The organism is Blastococcus colisei (assembly GCF_006717095.1).
In the GTDB taxonomy this organism is placed as follows: Bacteria; Actinomycetota; Actinomycetes; order Mycobacteriales; family Geodermatophilaceae; genus Blastococcus_B; species Blastococcus_B colisei.
The window spans coordinates 722,182-736,565 of sequence record NZ_VFQE01000002.1 but is presented as its reverse complement, the minus strand read 5'-3'; the positions used below and the strand labels follow the sequence as shown (position 1 = coordinate 736,565).

At 70.7% G+C, this 14,384-nt stretch carries 17 protein-coding genes; 12 read left to right on the top strand and 5 right to left on the bottom strand.

Going from position 1 to position 14,384, the window contains the following annotated elements:
- Nucleotides 1-28: 28 nt before the first annotated feature.
- Together FHU33_RS22970 and FHU33_RS22965 are read left to right on the top strand one after the other, a co-directional pair.
- Complete coding sequence (locus tag FHU33_RS22970; protein ID WP_142027867.1) at nucleotides 29-2,302, top strand: hypothetical protein; 2,274 nt, start codon at nucleotides 29-31, stop codon at nucleotides 2,300-2,302.
- An 84-nt stretch (nucleotides 2,303-2,386) separates the two neighbouring features.
- Entirely contained in the window at nucleotides 2,387-2,572 is a 186-nt protein-coding gene (locus FHU33_RS22965; RefSeq protein WP_142027866.1) for a hypothetical protein, read from the top strand.
- 18 nt (nucleotides 2,573-2,590) lie between these two features.
- Here the strand turns inward: FHU33_RS22965 and FHU33_RS25225 are convergent, their stop codons facing one another.
- Nucleotides 2,591-2,761: a hypothetical protein gene (locus FHU33_RS25225; protein ID WP_170182660.1), complete on the bottom strand. Its 171-nt coding sequence runs from the start codon at nucleotides 2,759-2,761 to the stop codon at nucleotides 2,591-2,593.
- 273 nt (nucleotides 2,762-3,034) lie between these two features.
- Here FHU33_RS25225 and FHU33_RS22955 point away from each other — a divergent pair, with 273 nt between their 5' ends.
- The 4 genes from FHU33_RS22955 to FHU33_RS22945 all read left to right on the top strand — a co-directional run bounded on the left by FHU33_RS22955 (nucleotide 3,035) and on the right by FHU33_RS22945 (nucleotide 4,437).
- Nucleotides 3,035-3,379: a DUF4916 domain-containing protein gene (locus FHU33_RS22955; RefSeq protein ID WP_170182659.1), complete on the top strand. Its 345-nt coding sequence runs from the start codon at nucleotides 3,035-3,037 to the stop codon at nucleotides 3,377-3,379.
- Nucleotides 3,380-3,552: 173 nt separating this feature from the next.
- Nucleotides 3,553-3,687 carry a hypothetical protein gene (locus FHU33_RS26360; protein ID WP_281281704.1) on the top strand — a complete coding sequence of 45 codons (135 nt, stop codon included), beginning with the start codon at nucleotides 3,553-3,555 and terminating at the stop codon, nucleotides 3,685-3,687.
- Nucleotides 3,688-3,784: 97 nt separating this feature from the next.
- A complete protein-coding gene (locus FHU33_RS22950) occupies nucleotides 3,785-4,036 on the top strand; it encodes a type II toxin-antitoxin system VapB family antitoxin (protein WP_142027864.1) in 252 nt (83 codons plus the stop codon).
- On the top strand, nucleotides 4,033-4,437 hold the full coding sequence (locus FHU33_RS22945; protein WP_142027863.1) for a type II toxin-antitoxin system VapC family toxin: 405 nt from the start codon (nucleotides 4,033-4,035) through the stop codon (nucleotides 4,435-4,437). The genes FHU33_RS22950 and FHU33_RS22945 overlap by 4 nt, the downstream gene beginning before the upstream one ends.
- A gap of 48 nt (nucleotides 4,438-4,485) precedes the next feature.
- On the opposite strand, the gene FHU33_RS26425 is transcribed toward FHU33_RS22945, so the two are convergent.
- Nucleotides 4,486-5,193: an SGNH/GDSL hydrolase family protein gene (locus FHU33_RS26425; RefSeq protein ID WP_342778703.1), complete on the bottom strand. Its 708-nt coding sequence runs from the start codon at nucleotides 5,191-5,193 to the stop codon at nucleotides 4,486-4,488.
- 128 nt (nucleotides 5,194-5,321) lie between these two features.
- On the opposite strand from FHU33_RS26425, the gene FHU33_RS22935 reads away from it, so the two are divergent.
- On the top strand, nucleotides 5,322-6,776 hold the full coding sequence (locus tag FHU33_RS22935) for a lipopolysaccharide biosynthesis protein (protein WP_142027861.1): 1,455 nt from the start codon (nucleotides 5,322-5,324) through the stop codon (nucleotides 6,774-6,776).
- 470 nt (nucleotides 6,777-7,246) lie between these two features.
- Nucleotides 7,247-8,491, top strand: a complete 1,245-nt coding sequence (locus tag FHU33_RS22930) for a hypothetical protein (RefSeq protein ID WP_142027860.1) — start codon at nucleotides 7,247-7,249, stop codon at nucleotides 8,489-8,491.
- A gap of 222 nt (nucleotides 8,492-8,713) precedes the next feature.
- Here FHU33_RS22930 and FHU33_RS22925 read toward each other — a convergent pair whose 3' ends face one another.
- Together FHU33_RS22925 and FHU33_RS22920 are read right to left on the bottom strand one after the other, a co-directional pair.
- Nucleotides 8,714-8,959 (bottom strand): hypothetical protein, encoded by a 246-nt coding sequence (locus FHU33_RS22925; RefSeq protein WP_142027859.1) that lies wholly within the window; start codon nucleotides 8,957-8,959, stop codon nucleotides 8,714-8,716.
- A 21-nt stretch (nucleotides 8,960-8,980) separates the two neighbouring features.
- Nucleotides 8,981-9,286 (bottom strand): hypothetical protein, encoded by a 306-nt coding sequence (locus FHU33_RS22920; protein WP_142027858.1) that lies wholly within the window; start codon nucleotides 9,284-9,286, stop codon nucleotides 8,981-8,983.
- An 88-nt stretch (nucleotides 9,287-9,374) separates the two neighbouring features.
- On the opposite strand from FHU33_RS22920, the gene FHU33_RS22915 reads away from it, so the two are divergent.
- On the top strand, nucleotides 9,375-9,593 hold the full coding sequence (locus tag FHU33_RS22915) for a hypothetical protein (protein ID WP_142027857.1): 219 nt from the start codon (nucleotides 9,375-9,377) through the stop codon (nucleotides 9,591-9,593).
- Nucleotides 9,594-9,855: 262 nt separating this feature from the next.
- On the opposite strand, the gene FHU33_RS22910 is transcribed toward FHU33_RS22915, so the two are convergent.
- Complete coding sequence (locus FHU33_RS22910; protein WP_142027856.1) at nucleotides 9,856-10,710, bottom strand: GDSL-type esterase/lipase family protein; 855 nt, start codon at nucleotides 10,708-10,710, stop codon at nucleotides 9,856-9,858.
- A gap of 118 nt (nucleotides 10,711-10,828) precedes the next feature.
- Between FHU33_RS22910 and FHU33_RS22905 the strand changes: the two genes are divergently transcribed.
- The 3 genes from FHU33_RS22905 (at nucleotide 10,829) to fdh (ending at nucleotide 14,380) form a co-directional block, all read left to right on the top strand.
- The gene (locus tag FHU33_RS22905; RefSeq protein WP_142027855.1) at nucleotides 10,829-11,041 is read left to right on the top strand and encodes a hypothetical protein; all 213 of its coding nucleotides are present in this window, start codon (nucleotides 10,829-10,831) and stop codon (nucleotides 11,039-11,041) included.
- 72 nt (nucleotides 11,042-11,113) lie between these two features.
- Nucleotides 11,114-11,674: a dehydrogenase gene (locus FHU33_RS26580; protein WP_170182658.1), complete on the top strand. Its 561-nt coding sequence runs from the start codon at nucleotides 11,114-11,116 to the stop codon at nucleotides 11,672-11,674.
- Nucleotides 11,675-11,686: 12 nt separating this feature from the next.
- Nucleotides 11,687-14,380, top strand: a complete 2,694-nt coding sequence (gene fdh / locus FHU33_RS22895) for a formate dehydrogenase (protein WP_142027853.1) — start codon at nucleotides 11,687-11,689, stop codon at nucleotides 14,378-14,380.
- Nucleotides 14,381-14,384 lie beyond the last annotated feature (4 nt).

The following is a 14,384-nucleotide window of genomic DNA, read 5'->3' as shown; positions in this document are numbered from 1 at the left end:
CCGCACGAGCCCGGCGGGAGGGGTGACCATGAGCCGACCGGGTGGACGGCACCGGGCCCCCGCCGACGGGCAGGGTGGCGCGCCCCACGCGGGTCGGCATCGCGCTCCCGAGGACGGCCACGCGCGGGAAGTGATCCTCCGGGAGCGGGCGATCCCGGCGCTGTGGGGTGCGAACAGTTCGCTGGCCCTTGCCGCCGTGGCGGTCCTCCTGGTCGTGGGGCAGCCGGAGTCGGGCGGATGGACCGCCGATCAGCCGTACGGGCCGTCCGAGGCGTGGCCGGAGAGGCCGGGCGACGGGGACGCGGGAGGTCCCGCCGTCACGCCGGTCGGCCGGCAGCTCCCCCCGATCGCCGGTGGCATGGGCAGCTTCTGGTCCGCGGGAGGCCGGGATGCGCCGCTGCTCGAGGCGGCGCTGATGAGCACAGCGGCGGCGAGCGGCTCGCGGTCGGCGCCGCAGGATCCGTCCGGTGGTGCAGTGGCCCAGTTCACGGCAAGGTCGCAGCCGTCGCGTGGTGCGCTCGTTGCCCCGTCGTCGGCCGGTGCGCCCGGTGCGCAGCCGTCGCCCGGTGCGCCGGTAGCGCCCGGGTCCGGGCAGCCGACTACCGCGCCTTCCGGCGGGTCGCCGCAGGTATCGGACGGTCCGTCGCAGGACAGCAGCGGGTCGCAGCCGGACGGCGAGGAACCGTTGGTGGGGGCGGTGCCGCCGACGACCGCCCCGGCGGTGGAGCCGGTGACCGAGTCGGTGGTCGAGCCGGTGGGCGAGGCCGTGGAGCCGGTGACCGAGCCGGTGGGCGAGGCCGTGGAGCCGGTGACCGAGCCGGTGGCCGAGGCCGTGGAGCCCGTGACCGAGCCGGTGGGCGAGGCCGTGGAGCCGGTGACCGAGCCGGTGGTCGAGCCGGTGGGCGAGGCCGTGGAGCCGGTGGTCGAGCCGGTGGGCGAGGCCGTGGAGCCGGTGACCGAGCCGGTGGCCGAGGTTGTGGAGCCCGTGACGCAGCCGGTGGCCGAGGCCGTGGAGCCCGTGACCGAGCCGGTGGCCGAGGTTGTGGAGCCAGTGACGCAGCCGGTGGCCGAGGTTGTGGAGCCGGTGACGGAGCCGGTGGTCGAGCCGGTGGGCGAGGCCGTGGAGCCGGTGACCGAGCCGGTGGTCGAGCCGGTGGGCGAGGCCGTGGAGCCGGTGACCGAGCCGGTGGTCGAGCCGGTGGTCGAGCCGGTGGGCGAGGCCGTGGAGCCGGTGACGGAGCCGGTGGCCGAGGTTGTGGAGCCAGTGACGCAGCCGGTGGGCGAGGCCGTGGAGCCGGTGACGGAGCCGGTGGGCGAGGCCGTGGAGCCGGTGACGGAGCCGGTGGGCGAGGTTGTGGAGCCCGTGACGCAGCCGGTGGGCGAGGTTGTGGAGCCGGTGACGGAGCCGGTGGGCGAGGCCGTGGAGCCGGTGACCGAGCCGGTGACCGAGCCGGTGGCCGAGGCCGTGGAGCCCGTGACGCAGCCGGTGGCCGAGGTCGTGGAGCCCGTGACGCAGCCGGTGGCCGAGGTTGTGGAGCCCGTGACCGAGCCGGTGGGCGAGGTTGTGGAGCCCGTGACCGAGCCGGTGGGCGAGGTTGTGGAGCCGGTGAGCGAGCCGGTGGCCGAGGTTGTGGAGCCGGTGGCCGAGGTCGTGGAGCCGGTGACCGAGCCGGTGACCGAGGTCGTGGAGCCCGTGACCGAGCCGGTGGCCCAGGCTGCGGAGCCGGTGACCGAGGTCGTGGAGCCCGTGACCGAGCCGGTGGCCCAGGCCGTGGAGCCGGTGGCCGAGGTCGTGGAGCCGGTGACCGAGCCGGTGACCGAGGTCGTGGAGCCCGTGACCGAGCCGGTGGCCCAGGCTGCGGAGCCGGTGGCCGAGGTCGTGGAGCCGGTCGCCGAGCCGGTGACCCAGGCAGTGGAGGAGCCGGTCGCCGAGCCGGTGACCCAGGCAGTGGAGGAGCCGGTCGCCGAGCCGGTGGCCGAGGTTGTGGAGCCCGTAACCGAGCCCGTGACCCAAGCCGTGGAGCCCGTCACCGAGCCGGTGACCCAGGCAGTGGAGCCGGTGACTCAAGCCGTGGAGCCCGTCACCGAGCCGGTGACCCAGGCAGTGGAGCCGGTGACACAAGCGGTGGAGCCCGTCGCCGAGCCGGTGACCCAGGCAGTGGAGCCGGTGAGTCAGGCCGTGGAGCCCGTTACGGAGCCGGTGACCGAGGAAGCGGCGCCGGTCGCCGAGGAGCTGCCGGGGCCGGCGGACCTCCCGGCCCCCGAGGGCACCGAGACCCTCCCGGTCCAGCTATCCCACTGATCGGCTGACAGGCCGGCCGGCGGCGCCCGCCGCCCACCCGTGGATGGGCTGACGGCCCCGGCCGGGTGTGGCACTCTCCGGCGCGTGGGGAAGTTCCTGGCAGTTCTCCTGACCGTTGTCGTGATCGTGGAGCTGGTGCTCGTCTTCGGGATCGCGGGTGCGCTCTTCTGGTTCGGCGCGACCGGAACGATCGTCGCGGGCGCCGCGATGCTGATCGTGTCGCTGATCGCAGGGGTGCTCGCGCTGAGGGCCATGCGCCCCCAGCGGTGACCTGCGTGACGGCCACGCCTAGCCCGATCCCGTGGTTGCCCGGTGTTCGCCTTCGGTGTGCTTGCCGATCACTTCGGGCAGGCGGAAGCTTCGCTCGTGATCGGTGACGCCGAGGTGCTGGACCGAGTTCACCGCGACGCCGACCGCGTCGTCCTCTGCCGCTGCGGCGGTGCGGGGCGCGTGGTTCACACGCCGGTGAACCAGCCGGGGGAGCCCGAGACCTACGCCTGTTCCACCTTCACGTGCACGTGGGACCGACCCGGCCCGCACGAGCCCCGTCTCCCACCCCGCCGCCGCTGAGCGGCTACCTGTCGGCCGCCGACCTGGAAGCGGCCCGGGTGGCCGTTCCCATCGTCTGCGTCGACCTCGTGCCCGTGCGGAGCAGTGCATCGGGCGGCGTCGAGGTGGGTCTCGTACTCCGGGCCATGCCCGGGCGGGACGAGCCCGTGTGGTGCCACCTCGGTGGCCGCGTCCGTCGCGGGGGAGACGCTGCGCGCGGCGCTGCTGCGGCACCTGACCGAGACGGTGGAGGAGGCCGGGCTCGAGCTGCCACCGGATCCGCAGCCGGACGTCGTCGTCCAGTACTTCCCTTCGCCGGCGTCGGTCGAGTCGGGGCTCGATGCGGGCTACGACCCCCGCCAGCACTCTGTCGCGCTCGTGTACGCCGTGTCGCTGACCGGGGAGCCGACGGTCGTGGCGGGTGGTGAGGGGCTCGAGTTCCGCTGGTGGGACCCCCGCGAGCTGGAATCGGTCGCCGATCTCTGGCCGGGAACGGTGCAGACCGTTCGGGGTGCGCTGCGGTCCTGAGGTGGCCGGGCACAGCTGCTGACCGTGCGCGCGGGAGACGAGTTATCGGCCGCTCTCGGTACGCACATAACGGATGCCGGACGTCGTGTCCCGTGCGTCCCGCGAGTCACATCCGTCGTTCGCCCGGCCACGCCCGTCAGTAGCTTCGGTGCCTCCGGACGAGAGGGGAAGCCATGGCCAGCAACTGGCGCACGGACCACCACCACGTCGACACCGTCCGCAAGTGCTTCACCGTCGGGTTCTGGCTGCTCGCTGCGGGAGCATCCGCCGTTCTCGGGCTCGACCTGGAGCCCGACGCCAAGTCGTAGGAAGCCGTGCGGACGCCGCAGGAGCTGTCGCGGTACGGCTCGGTCTGCTGGCCGTTGCCTGATTCTAGAAGAATCGCTCTTCGTCTAGACTGACTGGATGGCGTTGAGCATCAAGACCGACGAAGCGGACCAGCTGGCTCGGGCACTCGCGGCGGAGACCCAGGAATCGTTGACCGAAGCCGTGACCATCGCTCTTCGGGAGCGGCTCGCCCGGGTCCGCGAGGAGCGCCACGGCGGGATCGGACCTCGCCTCGACCGACTGACTGCCGAGTACGCCCGGCTTCCACTGGCCGACGAGCGCAGCGCGGACGAGATCATCGGCTATGACGTCGACGGTCTGCCTACGTGACTGTGGTCGTCGTCGACACGTCGGCGCTCGTAGCGATCATGACCGGCGAACCGGCTCGGGGCTGGCTGGCGGATCAGTTGAGCTCTGCGACCGGTCGGTTCATCGCTGCCCCCACGGCCCTGGAACTCGGAATCGTCCTGGAAGCTCGCGCTTCCGCTGCGGTCGGCATCGCCAAGCGGACATTGCGTGAGGCGCGGATCGTCGTGGTGCCCTTCGACGAGGAACTCGCCGACCGAGCCCAGGATGCGTGGCGCCGCTTCGGTAAGGGCCGCCACTCGGCAGCGCTGAACTTCGGCGATTGCTGCACCTACGCGCTGGCCGAGCAGTCCGGCCATCCGATCCTGTGCGTAGGCGATGACTTCCGGCGCACCGATCTACCGGTTCTTCAGCCGCCCGGGTAGCGCTCCACGGGAGCAGGTCTTGCGTCGGGCGACCGGCGCAGGCGGCCCTCAGTCGCTTGGAGTCGCTGCCGTGGCGGGGTCGAGGTCGGGCGCCTCGGCGAGGAGTTGCCGGACGACGGGTTCGATGCGGTCGGCCAGGTAGACGTGACCCGCGTCGGTTGGGCTGATGAGGTCGGTGCTGATCAGGCCGGTGTCGTCGAAGAACCAGCGCTCGTCGATCGGATCGACGAAGGTCGCACCGGCGGCCGCGGCAGCCTGCTGGACGGCGTCACGGACGGGCAGCAGCTCCGGTGGCACGGCGGCATCGGTCCATGCCGGGCCGATCACCAGCAGTTCGGTCTGCGGGGCGGTGGCGCGGATCGTCTCGAACGTGCGGGTGGCCGCGGCGGTGATCTCGGCCGGGGTGGACAGGTAGTCGTTCCGGCTGCCGAAGACGATCGTCACGTCCGCGGCGGGCTCCGGTGTGTTCTGCGCGAGGGTGAGGAAGGTGTCGCCCGTGGCTGATTCCGCGACGTAGCCGGCGGCGGGAGCTGCGTGGGGAACGGTGGCCTCGGCGCCGATCCGCTGGCTGACGATCGCCGGCCAGCCGGCCGGTCCGAGTCCGCCCTGGGCGGTTCCCCAGACGTACCAGTCGCCGTAGACGGCGAGGACCGGTGCCCGCTCGGTGGTGGGGGCCGTCGTCGGGGCCGTTGTCCCGGCGGTCGGCCCGGCTGTCGCCTCGGCTGATGAGCCGGCGTCCGCCGGTGGTCGAAGCAGGACGACGAGGATGACCAGGCCCTCTGAGCGCCGTCGCGAGAGCGCGACAGCCGGACCGCTTGTTACGGAGCGGCCCCTCTGTGCCAGCGGACGAGGAGGTGAGAACCGGTGCCGGTTACAGTCCGCCGGTGAGCGGCGACACCGATCGGATGGAGCTTCGTTCGCTCGCCGTGGCGGGCGCGCGCTGGTCGGTGATCGACAAGTGGGGCGTGCGCCTGCTCAACCTGGCTACATTCGCAGTGCTGGGCTACTTGCTAGAGCCGGCTGAGTTTGGGGTGGTGGCCGCGGCGCAGGTAGCCGTCGCGATGGCGATGACTTTCGCCGAGCAGGGGCTCGCTCAGGCGGTGATCGTCGACGACCAGGACGACGACGAGACACGCAGCACAGCGTTCTGGATCGCGCTCGGCAGCGGTCTGCTCATTGCGCTCGTCATGGCCGCCCTCGCGCCCCTGATCGCCATGGCGCTCGGGATCCCTGAGATCGTCCCGGTGCTGCGAGCGTTGAGTCTGGTCCTGGTCCTCCGGGCGTTGGGATCTGTTCCCGACGCTCTGGCGCAGCGGCGGCTGCAGTTCAAGGCGCTGGCCGTTCGGTCGGTGACCGCCGCCGCGGTTGGCGCCGCGATCGGCATCGGCTGCGCGATAGCAGGCGCCGGGGTCTGGGCACTGGTAGCGCAGGTGCTCAGCCAGGTGGCCGTCTCAACCCTGCTGCTGTGGGTGGCGACGAGGTTTCGGCCACGGTTCCGCTTCTCCATGACGACCGCGCGACGAATGTGGCGGTTCGGCTGGAAGGTCGTCGCCATCGACCTGTTCACCGTGACGGCCGGGCAGGGCGACAACCTCGTCGTGGGGGCGGTATTAGGGCCGGTGGCGCTCGGCTACTACGTGATTGCGCGACGTCTGCTGAACGTCGTGGTCGATGCTTTCACCGGCGTCATGTCGGCCTTGTCGCTGCCGGTCTTCGCGAGGCTGAAAAACGACCGTCCAGGGCTCATAGCCGCCCTGCGCCAGGCGACGCGGACCTCCCTCGCCGTTAGCGTCCCCGTTTTCGGTTCGCTAGCGATCGTCGCGCCGTTCCTGGTACCTCTGTTGTTCGGACCGCAGTGGCACGACAGCGCCAAAATGTTGCAGGTGCTGTGCGTGACGGGCGTCGTCAGCTCGCTGGCGTACTTCGACCGGGGCGTTCTTCTCGCCGCCGGCCGCCCCGGCTTGGAGATAGCCGCGATAGCGACTCTCGCGGTCGTCACGGTTGCCGCGGCGGCCTTGGGAGCTCAAGCCAGCGTCTTCGCCGTCGCCGTGGCGATCGCTGCCCGTTCCCTGCTTATGGTGCCGCTGCGCCTGTCGATCCTGCGGATCGCGCTACGGCTGGATCTGTGGGCGTACCTCCGGGGGTGGTTGGCGCCGCTCTTGGGTGGTATGGGGCTCCTCGCGTCGGCTGCCGGAATTTGGCTGGTGATGCCGGCGCAGTCGGGATGGCTCGCCCTCTCCATCGCTGCTGCAGTCGGGCTGGCGGCCTATGCGGCGGTTCTCTGGCTGCTCGACCGCCCCCTCGTCCACACCCTGGTCGGCTTCCTCCGGCGCGCCTGATAGCGGCGGAGGAACCGCCACCGTCCGAGCCATGAACAGGCTGAGCCGGGTCTTCCGCGCATGGCGGCGCCGCCGTGCCTCGCTCAAGGAGATGCGCGACTTTCACTTCGGAGACCACCGCCCCCTTGCATGGTGCGACCCGAAGGGCGTCGACCCGCCACCGCCGAGCGGCGTGAGCCTACCTACAGGCTTGACGGCAGGTCGCGCGGTGACGCGACGACCGCCCGCGTCCCTGTCAAGCGTGCCGCAGAGCCGCTCCGCACTGGACGGGTCGAGCAGCCTGCTCGCGACCACGGCGGCCGACTGATCGAGCAGCACGCGGTGCTCGAGGTCGCCGTGCGCTCGACCGTGATCCCGTGGCCAGCGAGCGCCGCCCGAACGGGCGTCTGCAGCGTCGGAGCCGTGTATGGGCTCCTCATATGGCTGATCATTGCGACGACCTGAACGACTGTCGGTTACGGTCCTCGGCCATGAGCAGCGCCCTGGTTGTAACCGCTCGCGAAGTCTCCGAACGATCCGTTGTCTACACCGTCGAGGGCCAGGACGTAACCGTCACCGCCAGCCGCGGCGGGGCGCGGGCCGTCGGGGACGCGGAGGTCGCGCTTGGCCTGGTGCCCGCGCTGAGGGCTGGCAGGGCGGTGCAGATTGACCGCCCCTTGACGACGGGATTCTCCGACCGGCTCCAGCAGCTCCAGGAGATCTTCGGTAGCTGGTTGGACCGTCATCCCGTGCACGTTGAGGGTCCGGCGCCGGAGCCGCTGCCTCACTGCAACGGCGTGGGGGCATTCTTCAGCGGTGGGGTGGACAGCTTCTACACGGCGCTCACGCACCTGGACGAGTTGGATGCGCTGATCTTCGTACACGGCTTCGACATCCCCGTCGATGACAACGACCTCGGCGAGGAGGCCCTTAGACACGCCCGCGCTGCAGCAGCAGCTCTGGGCAAGGAATTGATCGAGGTTCGCACCGATCTGCGCAACTACCGGCCAGTCGGCAACGACTGGGGATTTACCCACGGTGCAGCGATGGCGTTGGTCGCCCACACCCTGAGCGGGCACCTCGGCAAGGTCTACATCCCCGCCACCTACACCTACCGTGACATGTTTCCCTGGGGCTCCCACCCCATGACCGACCCGCTGTGGAGCGGGGCCACGACCATGGTCCACGACGGAGCCCACGTCACCCGGCTCGACAAGCTCGCCTACCTAGCCGACCAACCTATCCCCGCTGAGCACCTACGGGTGTGCTGGGAAAACCGCGGCGGGCGGTTCAATTGCTGCGAGTGCGAGAAGTGCACCCGGACCATGATCGCGCTGCGGTCCCTGGGGGCGTTGAACCGGTTCCGCACCTTCGACAGACCTCTGAACCTCAACAAGGTGCGCTTCGGGGTTCTCCGGGACACCGCCCAGAAGACGTTCACGCGGCAGGTCCTGCGCCAGTTGGACGAGCGGGGAACTGACCCGGATCTGGCCGACGCCCTTCGCTGGCGTCTCCGGATCGGGCCTGTGCGCAACGCCGTCGTTAACACGCCTGAGCGGCTGTACCGCCGGCTGGATCCTCAGCGGCAGCAGAAGGCGAAGGCCATGGTGCGGCGGTTGCGCCAGAGCAGCGACAGCGGCGCCCCATCGACGGACCCGGTTTCAGCGAGCTCTGACCGCAGTCCCGGCAGAGGTTCAGGCCGCCGCCCTCATCGCGACGGACAAGCCATTGTCTGACCGCGTCGAGCACGCCCTGTTTCGTCGTGGGCAACTGGAGCGCGGAGGTGCGCGTGCCGCTGGCTGAGGAGGTTCGCCAGCGGCTGGCCGCGCTGGTCAGGTGATCGACCCGTAGACCGGCAGGAAGCCGATCGAGGTGCCGGTGGCGTCGAAACACCTCGATCTTGCGGTCGAGGGTGCCCACGGTCGTGGCGGCGGCCGAATCGTAGGCGCCGATCCCCTTCATGATGAGCTTCCCGGCGGCGCGAGCACGATGCTGCTGCTCGTTCCCGCGTTCACCACGTGCGCCAGCGCGTAGCCGCCATCGAAGACCAGGCCAGACCCGCCCGGCCCGATGGACACGATAAAGGTGCCGGTCGCGCCCGCCTCCTGCACGAAGCGATTGCCGACGGAGCGGTTGCTCGTGCCGTGGACGATGCGGACCCACATGCCGGCGTCGCCGCTGATGGCCCGGATGGTGCAGCCCATGGCTTCGTTGCCAGTGCAGCCCTACGAGCCGCACGGCTCGGCCAGGTCGAGCGCAGCCTTTTCGGTCTCCCGCCAGTCGGCGGAGATGCCGACGAAGCGTTTGAAGCTGGACCCGCCGTAGCAGCCGATCACCTGGCGGACGCCGTAGACGTTGCGGGCCGTGAAGGTGTTGTGGCTCGCGCTGTGACAGTAGAAGCGACTCGTGGTCGGCGAGGCACTGTCGGAGATGCCTGTGGTGGGCAGGACGGTGCAGCCCGAGATGACGTCGTAGTTGGATCCATCGTCGTAGAGGCTCTCGACACCGCCGTCGCGGTAGGCAAGCTGCACTCCCTGACCGGCCGTTGTTGGTGAAGCTCACGCCGATGATCCGGCTGCGGTTGCTGCCTCGACACTTGACGCCGTCGTATTCGTTGTCGTGGTAGCGGCCGCCGAGCACCTCGTTGTTGCCGCCATCGGGGAAGACGAGGCCGTCGCCGGTGCCGAGTTCGACGTCGACACCGAAGGTGCCGAGCTTGAGGGCGCCCTGGACGCCGAGGTCGACGAAACGGGAGTCGGTGACGTTGGTCAGGTCGATGACGCAGGACCCGGCGGTCGGATCGGCCTTCGCGCCGTCGAGGCAGACCGGCGACGGTGATGCGGGTGTTGCCACCGGCGAGATTGGCGTTCTTGAGGACGGCGGCGTTGAGGCCCGGAGCGGCCTTGAGCTCCGCGGAGCCCCGGCCGCGAAGGGTGACGCCGCTGTCAATCATCAGCGTGGCGTCGATCAGGTATGTGCCGCTGCTGAGAAGCGCCTCGCTGCCCCGGCCGCCGCGGCGGCGGACAGCGCTGTCTGGACCGCAGCCGTGTCTGTCGCGGCGGTGCCCGTCGGGGGCTGGACGGGTGAGACAAGGCCGCCCTCAGTCGCTTGGAGTCGCTGCCGTGGCGGGGTCGAGGTCGGGCGCCTCGGCGAGGAGTTGCCGGACGACGGGTTCGATGCGGTCGGCCAGGTAGACGTGACCCGCGTCGGTTGGGCTGATGAGGTCGGTGCTGATCAGGCCGGTGTCGTCGAAGAACCAGCGCTCGGCGATCGGATCGACGAAGGTCGCACCGGCGGCCGCGGCAGCCTGCTGGACGGCGTCACGGACGGGCAGCAGCTCCGGTGGCACGGCGGCATCGGTCCATGCCGGGCCGATCACCAGCAGTTCGGTCTGCGGGGCGGTGGCGCGGATCGTCTCGAACGTGCGGGTGGCCGCGGCGGTGATCTCGGCCGGGGTGGACAGGTAGTCGTTTCGGCTGCCGAAGACGATCGTCACGTCCGCGGTGGGCTCCGGTGTGTTCTGCGCGAGGGTGAGGAAGGTGTCGCCCGTGGCCGACTCCGCGGCGTAGCCGGCGGCGGGAGCTGCGTGGGGAACGGTGGCCTCGGCGCCGATCCGCTGACTGACGATCGCCGGCCAGCCGGCCGGTCCGACTCCACCCTGGTCGGTCCCGGAGACGTACCAGTCGCCGTAGACGGCCAGGACCGGTGCGCGCTCGGTGGTCGGGGCCGTCGTCCGGGCCGTCGTCCCGGCGGTCGGCCCGGCTGTCGCCTCGGCTGATGAGCCGGCGTCCGCTGGCGGGTCGAAGGCCGGCGGGGTGCGGTTGCCGGCGTACCAGGCGGACGCGCCGACGGCGATCGCCGTCACCAGCAGGACGACGAGGATGACCAGGCCCTCGGTGCGACTGGGAAGAGGCAGGCGCGCGAAGAAGCCCGGCCCGTCGGGCGCCCTTGCCATATTCGGGACGGTACCGCCCGGTTCATGGCGCCGCCGCGCATCCGCGCACGGCCGGAGGCTCAGCCCGCGGTGCGCTGATCGCTACCGCTCGACATGGGCGACTGCCAGGATGACGGCCGTGGACGTGCGTCAGCGGCGGGCCAGCCAGATCGGGGTCAGCGAGCAGCCGTGCGGCGTCTGCGGCAGCGCGAACGTCGTCGCCATGACGTCCCGGGCCGTGCGCCGGGGCGCGTCGTGGGTCAACCCGCGGTTCGATCCGGCGCCGAGGACCCACGACCTCTGCCGGGACTGCGGCGCAAAGCACCGGACGGAGAACGGCGTGCGGGTCTGACCGGCGGTTCCTGCCGGACACGCGCGCAACCCCGTCGTGCCAGACAAGGTTCCGGGTGGCAGAGTTCCGGGAGTGAAGACCTGGCTCGACGCTTGGCCGGTGTACCGGCAGCTGACCGGCACGGATCCCTTGGGCCGCGGCAAGGCCGCGCGCAGCAAGGCGACCGATGCCACCGTGTCCCGCACCGCGACCGCCGACCGCGTCGTGAAGAGCGTGTGCCCGTTCTGCGCCGTCGGCTGCGCGCAGAACGTCTACGTGAAAGACGAGAAGATCGTCCAGATCGAGGGCAACCCCGATTCACCGGTCAACCGCGGCCGGCTCTGCCCCAAGGGCAGCGCCAGCAAGCAGCTGGTCACCAGCCCCAGCCGGGTCACCACGGTCAAGTACCGCCGTCCGTACGGGACGGAGTGGGAGGACCTCGACCTCGACACGGCGATGGAGATGATCGCCGACCGCGTCCTCGACGCCCGCCGCAAGACCTGGCAGGACGAGGACGGCGGCAAGTCCGTCAAGCGCACGATGGGGATAGCGAGCCTCGGAGGGGCGACCCTCGACAACGAGGAGAACTACCTCATGAAGAAGCTCTACAGCGCCATGGGCGCTATCCAGATCGAGAACCAGGCCCGCATATAGCACTCCTCCACGGTGCCCGGTCTGGGCGCCTCGTTCGGTCGTGGCGGTGCCACGAACACCCAGCAGGACCTCGCGAACTCCGACTGCATCGTCATCGAGGGTTCGAACATGGCCGAGTGCCACCCGGTGGGCTTCCAGTGGGTGACCGAGGCCAAGGCGCGCGGCGCGAAGGTCATCCACATCGACCCGCGGTTCACCCGCACCAGCGCGATCGCCGACCTGCACGTGCCGCTGCGCGCGGGCAGTGACATCGCGTTCCTCGGCGGGCTGATCAAGCACGTCCTGGACAACGATCTGTACTTCAAGGAGTACGTGGTCGCCTACACCAACGCCGCGGCGCTGGTGCGCGAGGACTTCCAGGACACCGAGGACCTCGACGGCCTGTTCTCCGGCTACGACCCGGAAAACCGGATCTACGACCAGGAGAGCTGGCAGTTCGAGACCGAGCCGTCGACCACCTCGCTGGACGACCCGGCCGAGGCCCACGAGCAGGAGGAGCTCTCCCAGCAGGAGTCGGTGAAGCGCGCCGACCAGGCCCACGCCGCCGGTTCCGGTGGCCCGCCGCTGGCGGCCAAGCCCAAGCGCGACGAGACGCTGCACGACCCGCGGACGGTGTTCCAGGTCCTCAAGCGGCACTACTCCCGCTACACGCCGGAGATGGTGAGCGAGGTCTGCGGCATCGAACCGGAGGTGTTCCTCAAGGTCGCCGAGTGGGTGACGGCGAACAGCAACCGCGAGCGGACGACGGCCTGGGTGTATTCGGTCGGCTGGACGCAGCACACCGTCGGCGCGCAGTACATCCGGACGGCGTCGATCCTGCAGGCGCTGCTGGGCAACATGGGCCGCCCCGGCGGCGGGATCCTGGCGTTGCGCGGGCACGCGAGCATCCAGGGCTCCACCGACATCCCGACGCTGTTCAACCTGCTGCCCGGCTACCTGCCGATGCCGCACGCCGACGAGCACGCGACGCTGCACGACTACGTCGCCGACGCCGAGGGCGCCGGCGGCTTCTGGGGCAACAAGCGCGCCTACATGGTCAGCCTGCTCAAGGCCTGGTGGGGCGACGCGGCGACGGCGGAGAACGACTTCGCCTTCGACTACCTGCCGCGGATCAACGGCGACCACAGCTCCTACCGCACGATCAGCGACATGATCGAGGGCAAGGTCCCCGGTTACTTCCTGGTGGGGGAGAACCCGACGGTCGGGCACGCCAACGGGCGCATGCAGCGTTTCGGGCTGGCCAACCTCGAGTGGCTCGTCGTCCGCGACCTGCAGTTCATCGAGTCGGCCACCTTCTGGCAGGACGGGCCGGAGATCGAGACCGGCGAGCTGGTCACCGACCAGATCGCCACCGAGGTCTTCTTCATGCCCGCCGCCACGCACGTCGAGAAGGAAGGCACCTTCACCCAGACCCAGCGGATGCTGCAGTGGCGCGACAAGGCGGTCGAGCCGCCGGGCGACGCCAAGAGCGACCTGTGGTTCTACTTCCACCTCGGCCGGATGCTCCGGGAGCGGCTGAAGGACTCCACCGACCCCCGCGACCGGCCGCTGCTCGACCTCACCTGGGACTACCCGACGCACGGGCCCGACGACGAGCCCAGCGCCGACGCGGTCCTGCGCGAGATCAACGGCGTGGGCCCCGACGGCGAGCTGCTGTCGAGCTACATGGAGATGAAGGACGACGGCTCGACGAGCGGCGGCTGCTGGATCTACACCGGCGTCTACGCCGACGGGGTGAACCAGGCCCGTCGCCGCAAGCCGCGCCAGGAGCAGAACGAGGTGGCGCCCGAGTGGGGCTGGGCGTGGCCGCTGAACCGGCGCGTCCTCTACAACCGCGCCTCGGCCGACCCCGAGGGCAAGCCGTGGAGCGAGCGCAAGAAGTACGTCTGGTGGGACGAAGCCGCTGGCCGCTGGACGTCGACCGGTGACGTGCCGGACTTCGAGGCCACCAAGCCGCCCAGCTACGTGCCCCCGGACGGCGCCAAGGCGCAGGCTGCGATCGGCGGCGCCGACCCGTTCGTCATGCAGAGCGACGGCAAGGCCTGGCTGTACGCGCCCAAGGGGCTGACCGACGGGCCGCTGCCCACGCACTACGAGCCGGGAGAGTCCCCGGTGGAGAACGCGCTGTACGGCGTGCAGGCCAACCCGGCCCGCGAGGAGATCCGGGCGCCGTGGAACCGGGCGAACACCATGGCCAGCGACGTCTTCCCGTACGTGTTCACCACCTACCGGTTGACCGAGCACCACACCGCCGGCGGGATGAGCCGCACGCTGCCCTACCTCGCGGAGCTGCAGCCGGAGTTCTTCGTGGAGGTCAGCCCGCAACTGGCCGCCGAACGCGGCCTGGAGAACGGCGGCTGGGCGACGGTCGTCAGCGGCCGGGCGGCCGTGGAGGCGCGCGTGCTGGTGACCGAGCGCATGCGGCCGCTGAAGCTCAAGGGCGGCAAGGTCATCCACCAGATCGGCATTCCGTACCACTGGGGTGAGCGCGGGATCTCCACCGGCGACTCGGCCAACGACCTGCTCGGCGTGGTGATGGACTCCAACACCCACATCCAGGAGAGCAAGGCCGCCACCTGCGACATCCGGCCCGGCCGGCGCCCGCGCGGGCCGGAGCTCGTGGAGTTCCTCGAGGGGTACCGCACCCGGGCGGGCATGCAGTCCGGCATGGTGCCCGTGGGTGGCCGGGCCCCGGTGGAGACCTGATGCG

Excerpts from the sequence above, each read along its gene's own strand:
- FHU33_RS22970 (WP_142027867.1), top strand. The coding sequence starts at position 29 with ATGAGCCGACCGGGTGGACGGCACCGGGCCCCCGCCGACGGGCAGGGT.
- FHU33_RS26360 (WP_281281704.1), top strand. The coding sequence starts at position 3,553 with ATGGCCAGCAACTGGCGCACGGACCACCACCACGTCGACACCGTCCGC.
- FHU33_RS22950 (WP_142027864.1), top strand. The coding sequence starts at position 3,785 with ATGGCGTTGAGCATCAAGACCGACGAAGCGGACCAGCTGGCTCGGGCA.
- FHU33_RS22930 (WP_142027860.1), top strand. The coding sequence starts at position 7,247 with ATGAGCAGCGCCCTGGTTGTAACCGCTCGCGAAGTCTCCGAACGATCC.
- FHU33_RS22925 (WP_142027859.1), bottom strand. The coding sequence starts at position 8,959 with ATGGGCTGCACCATCCGGGCCATCAGCGGCGACGCCGGCATGTGGGTC.
- FHU33_RS22910 (WP_142027856.1), bottom strand. The coding sequence starts at position 10,710 with ATGGCAAGGGCGCCCGACGGGCCGGGCTTCTTCGCGCGCCTGCCTCTT.